The 11,479-nt window shown below is 62.6% G+C and carries 7 protein-coding genes and 2 pseudogenes; 2 read left to right on the top strand and 7 right to left on the bottom strand.

All coding sequences use genetic code 11. The features are described 5' to 3' along the window. Nucleotides 1-132: 132 nt before the first annotated feature. Nucleotides 133-492, top strand: a pseudogene (locus FV234_RS23635) (ABC transporter substrate-binding protein); the annotation flags it as partial. Between the two features lie 44 nt (nucleotides 493-536). On the opposite strand, the gene FV234_RS23630 reads toward FV234_RS23635, so the two are convergent. Then, nucleotides 537-1,973 carry a carotenoid oxygenase family protein gene (locus FV234_RS23630; RefSeq protein ID WP_147832014.1) on the bottom strand — a complete coding sequence of 479 codons (1,437 nt, stop codon included), beginning with the start codon at nucleotides 1,971-1,973 and terminating at the stop codon, nucleotides 537-539. 165 nt (nucleotides 1,974-2,138) lie between these two features. Between FV234_RS23630 and FV234_RS23625 the strand changes: the two are divergent. After that, a pseudogene (locus tag FV234_RS23625) lies at nucleotides 2,139-3,375 on the top strand (lytic murein transglycosylase). A 182-nt stretch (nucleotides 3,376-3,557) separates the two neighbouring features. Here FV234_RS23625 and FV234_RS23620 read toward each other — a convergent pair. From FV234_RS23620 to FV234_RS23595, 6 genes are all read right to left on the bottom strand, one after another. Then, nucleotides 3,558-3,932, bottom strand: a complete 375-nt coding sequence (locus FV234_RS23620; RefSeq protein ID WP_147832012.1) for a hypothetical protein — start codon at nucleotides 3,930-3,932, stop codon at nucleotides 3,558-3,560. Between the two features lie 66 nt (nucleotides 3,933-3,998). Further along, the gene (locus tag FV234_RS23615) at nucleotides 3,999-4,370 is read right to left on the bottom strand and encodes a hypothetical protein (protein WP_147832010.1); all 372 of its coding nucleotides are present in this window, start codon (nucleotides 4,368-4,370) and stop codon (nucleotides 3,999-4,001) included. Nucleotides 4,371-4,611: 241 nt separating this feature from the next. Further along, nucleotides 4,612-6,531, bottom strand: a complete 1,920-nt coding sequence (locus FV234_RS23610; protein ID WP_147832008.1) for a TniQ family protein — start codon at nucleotides 6,529-6,531, stop codon at nucleotides 4,612-4,614. An 8-nt stretch (nucleotides 6,532-6,539) separates the two neighbouring features. Continuing rightward, nucleotides 6,540-7,592, bottom strand: coding sequence for an ATP-binding protein (locus FV234_RS23605; RefSeq protein WP_147832006.1), 1,053 nt, complete (start codon nucleotides 7,590-7,592; stop codon nucleotides 6,540-6,542). 1 nt (nucleotide 7,593) lies between these two features. Next, entirely contained in the window at nucleotides 7,594-9,810 is a 2,217-nt protein-coding gene (locus tag FV234_RS23600; protein ID WP_147832004.1) for a DDE-type integrase/transposase/recombinase, read from the bottom strand. Between the two features lie 12 nt (nucleotides 9,811-9,822). After that, the gene (locus FV234_RS23595) at nucleotides 9,823-10,428 is read right to left on the bottom strand and encodes a hypothetical protein (RefSeq protein WP_147832002.1); all 606 of its coding nucleotides are present in this window, start codon (nucleotides 10,426-10,428) and stop codon (nucleotides 9,823-9,825) included. Between the last annotated feature and the right edge of the window lie 1,051 nt (nucleotides 10,429-11,479).

Below are 11,479 nucleotides of genomic sequence, written 5' to 3'. Positions count from 1 at the left end.
AAGACATCGACCTGACGCAGCTTGGCGACGATCTCTTCAGCCGTATGCTTCTTCCGTCCCATGAAAATATCCTCCACATGGCTTGAAGCCATACCTCAGGGAGGACCACTTTTCAGGAGGCAGGCCACGGGGACGCGGGCCTTCTCCGAACGCTTCTACAAGCGCAACGGCGACGCCATGCCGACCATGAACCACGCAGGCGTCTATGCCGGGTTGTCGCATTACTTGAAGGCCGTGGCCGCGACGAAATCCACCGATCCGCAGGCGACGATGGCCTGGATGAAGGCCAACCCGACGGACGACCCGCTGTTCGGCAAGGGGACTATCCGGGCGGACGGCCGCAAGGTGCACCCGATGTACCTGTTCGAGGTGAAGGCGCCCTCGGAGTCGAAGGGGGCGTGGGACCTCTACAAGCTCCTCGACACGATCCCGGCCGACAAGGCCTTTCGCCCGCTCGGGGAAGGCGGCTGCCCCCTGGTCGGCAAGCCGTAGAGGGCACGTCGTGGAGAGCAAGACGGCGTGACGGGGCAAGCCGTTCAGGCCGGGTCGCGCGCGGCAAACCAGTTGCCGTGGAAGCCCGGCGGGATCCGGTGCCCGAGGTGGATTGCGGCGACGGGCTGCGCCTCGAAGGCGCGCGCATCAAGGACGACGAAGTCGGTCGTGTCGCTTGCGGTGTCGACGACGAGTCCGACCAGCCATCCCTCGTCCTCGCCGGCCTCAGGGGCCGCCGGCACGAACACGAACTCCCCCGGCACGCTGCCGGCGCCGAACTCGTGCACGCGACGCGCCCCCGTCGTCAGGTCGTGCTTGTAGATCTGCGTCGCGCCTTCGAGCTGCGTGTTGCCGTCGGCGGGGACCGAGACCGCGTAGACGTAGCGGTGCGGTCGCCCGAAGCGGCGCTCGTCGATCCTCGGAAATTCCTGCGCCGCCGGATCGACCACCCGCCGGTCGACCCGCGCCGTGGCGGGGTCGACGGTCCAGCGCTCCAGCCGGCCCGGCTTGTCGAGACCGCCCGCGGCCGAGGCGAACACGCTGTCGTAGGCGACGACGTCGAGGACCACCCGCCCGTCCGCCTCGTCGTAGGCGTTGCCGACGTGGAACACGAAGCACGGATCGAGCGGGCACCACGTGATGTCGGCGGCCGTCCCGTGCCGGGGGAGCAGGCCGAGGCGGGCGCGGTGGGCAGGGTTCCAGCGGAACGGGAAGCGGTGGCCTGCCACCACCGCCCGCATCGAGAAGGTGAGGGGCAGGTCCAGCACCACCGCGAAGCGCGTCGTGATCGCGCAGTCGTGGATGCAGGGGCCGTGCTCGACCGGGATCGGCAGGTCGCGCACGACGCGGCCGGCGGGCGAGAGGACGACGTGGCGCACGCTGTCCCAGACCCGGCCGTCGTAGGCGATCGCATGCGTCTCCCCGGTCTCCGGGTCGCGGTGCGGATGCCCGGTGAAGGAGCCGGAGAGCGTCCCCTCGAACGGATCGTAGGCTTGCGTCTCCAAGTCGTCGGACAGCGCGACCGGATAGCTGCCGGCCTCGACCAGGGCGAAGGCGCGGCCGCCGATCTCGACGACGTTGGTGTTGACGGTGTCGTCGCCTCGGCGCGGTCCGGGGGCGGCGGGTCGGCCGAGCGCCGCCGAGGCCGTCCGCGAGCCGATCCAGCGGTTGCGGTACCACAGGGCCTTGCCGCCCGCGATGCGGAGGCCGTGCACCATGCCGTCGCCCAGGAACCAGTCGTGGCCGCGCGTCGTCGGGCGAGCCGGGTTGGCGCCCATCTTGAGGTAGCGCCCGTCGAGCCCCGGCGGGATCGTCCCGGTCACCGGCAGGTCCCGCAGCGTCAGCTCCGCGCGCATCGGCGCGTGGACGCCGACCACGAACGGGTGCTCCGTCCCCGGCAGGCGCAGCCGGTTGCCGGCCGCCACCAGCGCGACGAGGCCCTCGGCGGCGGCACGGACGGTCGACGTGACAGGGTTCGACATCGGTCGAGGGGTCCAAGCGTGGTGCGGGGACGAGAGCCGTGGTGAACCGTGACGGGTGCGCCGGGGCGCGACCGCACACGCGCCTTGAGCGGGATCGAGAACCGACATAGGGCCCATGGGCTTCCTCCGGCAATGCGATCGCCGTCCCGCCGCCGAGAACCGATGATGCGCCTCGCCCGCTTGCTCCGCGCTGCTACCCTCCCGCTGGTCTTGGTAACGGCTCCGGCGACGGCCGGCCCGGCATCTTCGGAGACACCTCCGGAGGCATCGTCCTGGGCCGACTGCCTGGGCAGGATCGCCGCCGACGCGCAGGCAAGCGGGGTGCCGCGAGCCTTGGCGGACGGGCAGCTCGCCGGCTTGGCGTCCAACCCGGACGTGCTGGCGGCGACCCGCGGCCAGGCCGAGTTCGTCAAGCCGATCTGGGCCTACCTCGACGCCACGATCACCGAGGCGACCATCGCCGAGGGGCAGCGCAAGCTCGGGGAATGGGCCACGATCCTCGAGGCGATCGAGCAGCGCACCGGCGTCGATCGCTTCACCCTCGTGGCCTTCTGGGGCGTCGAGTCGGGCTACGGCAAGGTCCTCGACGACGCCGCGATCGTCCGTCCGGTGGTGCAATCGCTCGCGACGCTGGCCTGCGGCGATCCCGGCCGACCGGGCTACTGGCGCGACGAGCTCATCGAGGCTCTTCGCATCCTCGCGCAAGGGGACGTGCCGCCCGCGCGCCTGACCGGCTCGTGGGCCGGCGCCATGGGCCATACCCAGTTCATGCCGAGCGTCTACCGCGCCCACGCCGTGGATTTCGACGGCGACGGCCGACGCGACCTCTGGTCGGTTCCCGACGCCCTCGCTTCGACGGCGAACTACCTCGTCGCCATGGGCTGGCGCCGCGGCGAAGCCTGGGGCAGCGAGGCGGCGCTGGGAGAGCGCTTTGACTACGCGCTGGCGGACGAGACCACCGCGCGCAGCCTCGACGGTTGGCGTGCGGTCGGCGTGACGCCCGTCCCCCAGCGCGAGGGGGATGGCGCCGCGCAAGCGACCCTCGTCGTCCCCGCGGGCGCGGGCGGTCCGGCCTTCCTGCTGCGGCCGAACTTCTCGGCGATCCTGCGCTACAACACGTCGCTGTCCTACGCGCTCACCGTCGCGCACCTGTCGGACCGCCTGCGCGGGCAAGCCGCCTTCAGCCCGCGACTGGCCCCGCGGCGACCGTGCCCTGACCGAAGCCGAGCGCCGCGACCTGCAAACCCGCCTGGACGCGCACGGCCACACGGTCGGCGTCGTCGACGGCCGGATCGGTCCGAAGACGCGGGCCGCGATCCGCGCCTACCAGGCCGCGACCGGCCTCCGCCCGGACGGCTATGCCGACGTCGCCCTGCTGGAGCGGCTGCGGACGGCGCCGTGAGGCCCGGCGCCGGGGCGCGGACAACGGCGCCGGGCGCGCGCCCACCCGAGTCCAGATCACCGGAGCATCCGCGAGCGAGGAGGATACCGGCTCGCGCGATGAGATTGCGATTATACAGTCGGCGGAATGGCTTTGCGTACCTAGTAGCTACACAAAATACCCGAAACCGTGAAGTCCATACGTTACGCGACGTTAAAATATGCCTCTACGATGCCATTTCTGATATGCCAGCCGCACGGCGTCATCTTTAGATATTCATCGCGTGCGATCTGAAACCCTTTGGGGCATAACTTATAATCGAAGGCGTCCTTCCCTGGCATTGGCGTCAGAATGGACCAAAGCGCCTCTGCGTCAGGGGGAAGACTCTTGACATAATTACCTTCTACTGCCCGTAAGTCGCGCTTGAAGGCTGTGTATGCCGGATGAATCTCGCGCGATGAAATGCTTTCCTTAAAATAAGAAATAGCGCGTTCCGCGAAAGCGAGCGTGGTATTGCACAACGTAGAAAGACGAACGGGATCTTGATTTTCTTTAATTAAGAATTCAGGCGCGGCCATAGAAATATAAGACTCATCAGCCTGCCATTCTGCTGATTCTTCAGAACTATCGATATAACTAAGAGGCTAAAAATCGCCAGCTAAATAAGCTTTCGGTTCTCCTTCGTGATACCGAACGTGACCTAGCTCATGCTCAAGAATTTCTTGCCCTCCGTTTATTCCAAGAACAGCATCTCTTTCGGTGGTCTTTGTAACAAATACGCGTATCGTTCCCCCGCGAACATACCGGGTTAACGCCGGCAATCCATGCAACTGATCATCTTCTTGAACAACAACCTCAAGTTTGGAGAAGCGGCCTCCGAGCTTTGGAAGCCGATTGCGAAGCAAATCGAGGAAGTCTATTTGCGATTGGCCGTGAATGCCTGTTGACCTTCTAAGATCAAGGCTATCGCGCCAAATCTCACTTCTTGAGAGACGCTTTACCGGCCAATCGCGCATAATCAGTCTCCGCTCAAGTGTGAGCGGAAGCGGAGTTCGTTCGCTTGTTTTTCTAAGTACCTAACAAACCTCGGCTTTTTCCGCGCTCTCACCCCAGATGCGTCATGAGGATCAATCCTTGTAGATACGAAAGTTTGGAACGTAGGAGCGCGGCCGGCCTCATCCTGCTCTATCAGGCCGGATCAAGGCAATAAAAAACCCGCGGCCGAAGCCGCGGGTTTTTGGCAGGCATACTATAACTTTAAAATATTATAGATTTATCTCCGTATTTATCTAACCTTCTAGTCGGACGATTTCTTCGAAAGTTGATTTCAATCCCTTTTAAACTTTCGATATCAACTCTCTTATAGATATCGCTACCGTTTTTTTCTCGCGTGAATTTTGGAGCAATGTTCGTTCGCTGAATCCCGAGCCTCAATGTTCGAGGAGCTATGCAGAGCTGACGCGCTAGAGCCGTCAACAAAATATACTCGCGCTCGAACGCTTCGAGAGCATGATATGGTACGACTTTTATCAACTGTCTTTTGACAGGATGACGGGCGTCAACAGTCGGCAGAACACCAGTCGCCAAGAGTTTCGTACCGGTCTTGTCGGAGATCCCGAGTCGCCGCTCCAGGCAACTCTTTGTAAGTCCGGGGAGCGCGTCTCTTCGAACAAGATTTTTTACTTCGACGGGATCGACTTCGACGGCGAGAAGCCCTCCTTCTCCGGGTGGTCTCCGAACATCCAACAGGCGGCCGTCCAATATCAGTTGCATGACTTCGGCCAGAGAGCAGTTCGCTCTGCGGGAGGCTTGCATTACGTCGATCCAACTGCCTTCCTGATTCGACCGTTCGCGGTAGTTCGCCTTTGAAAGTATGGCTTGACGAAGCTCCTCAATGTGGCCTCGTTCGAACGAGAACGAACTGATGTCCGGCGTCGGCCGCTGGAATGGTCGGATCAGACCATGTGCAAGAAATGAAACGACGTGCGTTCTGGTGATGCCGAGGTAGGCTTGGGTTGCCTTCAAAGAAAGGCAATTCGCAGCCTTAGCAAGGAAGGCCTCGGTCGATTCATCAGCAGGGAACAGCAGTTCGTGATCCCTGAGGTCGGGCCGCTCGTCGACGACGCCGGCCTCAATGAGCATCTTCCGCAAGGATCTCGTAACCCGACCTGTCGCGCGCGATGCTGTATAGACCGAATAGATACGTCTGTTCGCTAGAACTCGACCGCAAACAATGCTGCCCGGTTCCAACGGCATCGTCGAAAAGCAATGCTCGGCCACGATATCGCGAATAGGATCGAACGATTCGGGTGCGGTTTGGAGCCATCCCATGAACGAGCCGAAGTAGGCTTGAGCCTTCTGGGTCAGGGTATGCCTCCGAGGATAGTTGTCGCGTTGGCTCGCCAACCAGGCATCGAGCCCCGAGGATCCTGCAGCTAAAATCGCGAAGCCGGCGTAGCCCGCATGCCACCAGTCTTCACCGCTCAAACTACGGAAGGAGACATCGCGGCCAAAGACGTCGACCGCTCCGATCGCTTCGGATGTTTTTGCGACAACGTGGAAGGGGAGGGCGTCAAGAAAAGCGTTCGAACCGCCGCGGCTGTCCAGACGTGCCTGGAGATAGCGTTCGAGATGTGAGGCCTCGCGTTTGGAAGCGCCGGCTACGATCTCGGGGAGGCGGCCAAGGGCTTGTCTCAAAACAAGCGTAAAATCATGTGCTCGCTCGGGTCTGCTCTCGTGACCAATGTCTACCAACGCGCACCTATGATTGGCACAGGTCCTCAATGACGAGATCTGCCACCGTCCTCGCCCGTATGCTACCGGTGCCCATGCGTCCCTGCCGAGGCCGACATCCTCTTGGATACAAAGTGGGCAAGCACGAATATCCGTCCGCTCCAGAGCCGAAAGCGGCAGTTCGACACCTTGGAAAACAAACGAATTTCGGGCCGTACGCCTGATGGAATGCAGGCGGAGCTCGTTCGCATCGATACCGGAGCCTTGGGCCAGCGAGTCAAGTACGATCTCGGTTCCATCAAAAACGTCTCGGAAGCTCGTTCCCATGTCCCTACAGAAGTCGAACGCCGATACGGCGCCGTAGCGACGGGCAAGCCTCGAGACGTAGCTGCTGGCACTCTCACCGTAGCCGAGTGGCAAGCTGCGATGCATCTTCTGGAACATGACGCCCCCTATACCGCGCCTTGAGCGAACGGGTCTGCCGGGCGCCCGTGATCGAATAGCTTGAGGGTCTCGACAGTCTGCCACCCGCTGCAGATGTAAGGATTGAGCTCGTCGGGCCAACCGACGGCGGTGTGGACCGCCGCAGCGAAACTGGCGACGCGCAACGTCCGGTCCGGCGACAGTTTTGCGGCGTCGATCGCGTATCTGATCAGATCGACGTTTCTGCCGAACATGCCCCGGCAGACATGACGATGACGATGAAGGAATTCGTCCTCCTCGAAGTCGATGTCGATCGCAACTCCGGCGAGTTTGGCCAACTCAATGATGAGGGCAGGCAACTCGGCCAGCTCGTCGTCGGACATTTCCGGAATTTCGATTGAGGCGATGACGCGCCTGAAGGCCTGCCCGTCGCCCTCAATGATCCTGTCGATCTCCGGGAGCCCTGAAAGAATCAAACCGAACGGACAGTCCATCCGGTCCGGCAGCTCCTTGATCTTATCGCGGACCTTCCTCAACTCGGCATCCGTCTTGATGCGTCCGACGTGTGCGAACTCGTCGAAGTGGAGGATGTGCGTGCCGCTGGCGCGGAGAGCTCGGATGCACTTCTCCCAGACAACAGTTTCGCTCTGCGACTGCGGCAGGGACATGTCGAAGTGCGCCGAGAGGATGTGGAGTCCCAGGCCCTTGAAGGTGCATCCGGAGGGGACGTCGATTGTCTTGACCGGACAATCGGACCCCATCACTCGGTAGCCCGGGAAAAATTGAGGAAATTCGCGGATTGACCGTTTGATGGCGAAGGACTTGCCGGCTCCGGAGTATCCAGACACGAACATGACCGGTGCGGTGAGGTCGGGCACCGGAACTAGATCGGACGCGTCGTACTCCTCCGCCGGCAACGGCGCGTCGTAGACGAGTCCGTAGAGGGAACGGTGTTCGCCCTCGACAATCTGTGCGAGCCCGGGATTTCCCCGGGCTCTGAGCGTCTCTGAGTAGGTCTTTAAAAGACCGAGTTGAACGCTCTGGACCGAGATGGTCTCGATCAGTTTGCTCCGCAGGTCCATCCTACTTGGCGTCCTTTATGATCCAGCTGGACTTGCGAGGCTTCGGCGGCTTTTCAACTTCGACGGCAGCCTGGACCGGCACCTCTTGAACAGCGGGCATCGGGCTCTTCGCCGCAGACGTGGCGAATCTGAGCGCCTTCCGGGAGGATACCCCTTCGTGAACGACCGCCTTCGCAGCCTCCGTCGACCTTATGGTGATCCCCAGGCGCCGCTCAGCTGAGGCGACGAGCTTGGCATCGGGGCGCGTCGGTCCGAGAGCGGCGCGCGCGATTGCCGCGGCACTGGTTTCCATCAGCTCGCGGCGAGCCGCGTGGACGATGCCGGCATGGATTTCGGCCTGCGCACCGAACTTCTTCCGGAGCGTTGCCAACGCCTGCACGTGGAGCGTCAGCGGGACTCCCGTCAGCGTCTCGTCCACGGCAGGAACAGCCATCCAGTCTTCGCCGAACTTGACGCTGACCACGCCGAGATCGAACTGATCGAGCGACACTTCGAGCACGCCATCACCATTCACGCGACGCCACTTTTGCAAGGCATCGCTCTGGTAGTGGTTTCCGAGAACCTGGATTCCGCGAGCATTCGGTTTACGCGTGAGGCGGATGCCGAAAATCACGCGAACCGCGTTCGGGTTCGGCGGCGGCGGCATCCCGACGGTCGAGACGAGGCGCTTCCAGGCGTCCATGGGGGTCTCGCCGTTAAGACCCTCGTGGGGGGTGTGATGGTAGATGTCGACGATGAAGCGGACGAGCGAGAGAGGCAGCTCGTCGTCACTCAGCGAGGCGCGCGCCTCCGCATCGTAGTCGCCCTTCTCCACGACGTTGTGGAAAGTGCGACCCGTGAAGTTGGTGACGAACCCGGTGTGCAGCGTTCCGAGCAAGCGCTCCATCGTGCCGCGGAACTGAGGATTTTTCGCGGGTCCGATCAGGTGCTTCGCGCGAAGTCCGGCAAGCGCCAACCGGAACTCGTCAGAAATGAACGCACTGCCTGAATCTGTGGCGATGGTCTCGATCCCGGTGTGCATCGGCCATGGTGCCCCACACGATGATGCCGCCGCGAGGAAGCTCTTGTCGATGACCGCGAGATGAGCCGCGTTAAGAGCCGCTGCCGCGTTGGGCGTGCGGGTGACCGAAAGGCCGAGCACGCAGCGGCTCGCATGGTCGATCACCGGGACCACCCACAGCGTCCCGCTCTTCTTAAGGAGTTCCTGCCGATACGGGTTCAGCATCGCCCAGACGCCCGTCTGCTTGAGTAGCGTCATGAGGGACAGGCGGCCCTCGTCGATGTAGGCCAAGGCCCCCGGATAGGGCGCCTCGACCCCCGGTCCGACGATCGCATATTCCCGCCTCGCGGCCTCGATCCCCTTTCGGGCCGCGAGCACGTCGAAGCGATCGAGCTTGTTGATCGCCTTGCGGAAAGTCTTCTCGCTGCACGGGACGAGAGGCCTCTTCCTCTCCTCGGCCCGCGCGACGTTCAGCTTGTCGATACTGGCGAGAAAATCGAAGTAGCACTTCGCCTTCGAAGGGCGGCGCTCGTCCGCATAGGCCGCAACGTACCTCGGCATGATCGCGAGAACCTCCGGACCGACCGGCGACTCTCGACGCCCGCAGTTGTTGTAGTGATCGACCAGAGCGAGGGGATTGCGGCCGGCTGCAATATAGAGCTTCGTTTTCCGCTGGAGGGTGTATTCGCTCGGCGGACGGCGGAACATGATCTCTTCGCCTCCACTCGGCCGGCTTTCCTGAGGACCGTTCGCGGAAGGTGCTGCGTTCGGGTTGCGGGGTTCGGAGCGCCGCGCGCCAACGTACTGCCCAGTCCGCTTCAGGATCAGGATTTCGAGGGCGGCCCGGAAGCCTTTAAGCGTCTTCGGAAAGGTACCCCGATCGCTGCCGTTTAACGCCAGGAATTCGTCGCAGTACCACTGGTTCTCGAGCACCTTGAGCTGCGTCTCGCGCGGCAGATCGGCGAACGACCCGAAGGCGCTGGTCAGGCGCGCTCCCGCCGCCGTATCGCAGAAGTAGCCGCGCGTGATCTCGAGACGGCCCTCGATTTTGTACTGCCAGATGGTGTCATGGGAGAATTCCTCCTTCAGATCGGGAGTGTATCGCCGCTCCATGACGTAACCATCCGGGTAGGTGTCGTGAAAGCAGTACTCAATATTTCGGATTGAGATGAGGTCATGACGCTGGATCAGAACGATGGGTGTCGGGAATACGGGCATGGCGGATGCTCCTTACTTTCCACTCTTGCGATAAACTTTGAGCGCGGGTGTGATCCGCGCGGGGATCGTTGGCACGAGAATGTCGGCCGCGACGCACCTCACGACAGAACGAAAGGCCGAGCCCGTGCCTGCGCGGCCTACGATCCAGGCAATGGGAACCACGCCAAGAAGGCCGTCCACGATCTCGGCGACGATCCCGTCGACATCCGAGGGCGGGTCGCGTCGACAGGCCTGCTTCAGTCTGGCGTTGAAGACGTCCGTCTTATCGGCGTCCGCCTCGGTCACGATGGCGACCTCGTCGGCTGCCGACCGGGGGAGTTGCGGCGCAAGCAGGCGCATGCGGCTCTCGAACCTGCCGTCGACAAGCTTTTCGATTGGTCGATAGGCCAGCAGATCGACGTGATCCCCGAGATAACGAACCCTAAAGTCGAAGGTGTGCTTCGATTCCTTGCCCTCTTGATCAATATATCGGATGGCGGACGGCTGCTCGACGATCTCGATGACATCCTGACGAACGGACAGGATGTCGCAAATATTAGATTCTCCTTCGGACTCGAAGTACCGAATACGATCATCCAGTCCGACCGTATGGCCGCGAAACGACGCGGTGGACTTCAACGGCGGCTTTCGGCTTGCCAGCGAAGGCAAGGGGTACCGGAAGACGTGTTCCGAGATGCGGTTTACAGGTTCGATTGCCAAAGTCGGTCTCCATAACCAGGCGCGCGTTAACCAGCGCGGCCGAAAGCCTCGACGCGAGCCTGCTAAGCCCGCATTGCGTGTTGCGAGGGGAGTCCGAAGGTGAGATACCGAAGTCGTCCGCAGCGCGGACATGACTCGTCGGTCGTCCAGGCGGGAAGCCTGTTCGTAGCCCTCGGGTGCCCCGGCGGCGGGATCTATCGGCGCAGTTGTCAGCTGTTGGGCCGAAGATCCTCTGGGTGCTCTTGAAGGTGCGCGGTCTGCTAGGGCGTGCGCCTTCAACAGAATCTCTCAGCGCACTGGACGTTACGCAGCAACGCTGCGAGTTCGTCAGACGTGATCGACCCAGCCTCAAAGATGAGGCGTCGGATGCTATGATTGGGGTGCCATCAGGCTACGTGGTCCTGGCCGACGATGCGGCTTTTGCCTCGCCCGAGCTCGGAGAATGCTCAGGTGTGCTGGGACCTCAGGGTCGGCCGCGGCGCATGTTTTAAGCGCCTCCGAAAGCAATCGGCCGTCCGCAATCTGTGCCAGGTACGGCGGTCGTTGGCAAATGGAGTCCGGCGACACCTTCCGGTTCGGTTAACGTATCGTGAGGCCTCGATCCGCTGTGCCTAGCTGGTCATCGGATGGCCGCGCGCGAACTCGCGGCTTCGATCGCGCGATGCGAGCGTCCGGATGCAGGCCGTCGCGCAGATCGATCGCGAGATCCCCCCTGCAGACAAGGGATAGGATAGCCTCGAACGGATCGTATCCTTGATCTCGGATGCTGGGCACGAGATCGGAGATGCTGTGTTGCCGACCGTCGCCAACGGCGAGAAGGACCCGGAGCCGGTCGCCGATCTGGGTCGTGTCCCAGGCGGTGGTGTAGCTGAGGGGTGGTCATCGGCGGTTGCCGGGTAGGGTCGGGTTGCGACGACCAACCCCGAACCCGAGAGACCCCCGATGACCGACGAGATCATGGCCCTGCGCG

Source organism: Methylobacterium sp. WL8 (assembly GCF_008040045.1).
Classification (GTDB): Bacteria; Pseudomonadota; Alphaproteobacteria; order Rhizobiales; family Beijerinckiaceae; genus Methylobacterium; species Methylobacterium cerastii.
This window is presented reverse-complemented; position numbering and strand designations above follow the sequence as displayed.

Coding starts and splice junctions, on each gene's coding strand:
- FV234_RS23630 (WP_147832014.1), bottom strand. CDS start 1,973: ATGTCGAACCCTGTCACGTCGACCGTCCGTGCCGCCGCCGAGGGCCTC.
- FV234_RS23620 (WP_147832012.1), bottom strand. CDS start 3,932: ATGGCCGCGCCTGAATTCTTAATTAAAGAAAATCAAGATCCCGTTCGT.
- FV234_RS23615 (WP_147832010.1), bottom strand. CDS start 4,370: ATGCGCGATTGGCCGGTAAAGCGTCTCTCAAGAAGTGAGATTTGGCGC.
- FV234_RS23610 (WP_147832008.1), bottom strand. CDS start 6,531: ATGTTCCAGAAGATGCATCGCAGCTTGCCACTCGGCTACGGTGAGAGT.
- FV234_RS23605 (WP_147832006.1), bottom strand. CDS start 7,592: ATGGACCTGCGGAGCAAACTGATCGAGACCATCTCGGTCCAGAGCGTT.
- FV234_RS23600 (WP_147832004.1), bottom strand. CDS start 9,810: ATGCCCGTATTCCCGACACCCATCGTTCTGATCCAGCGTCATGACCTC.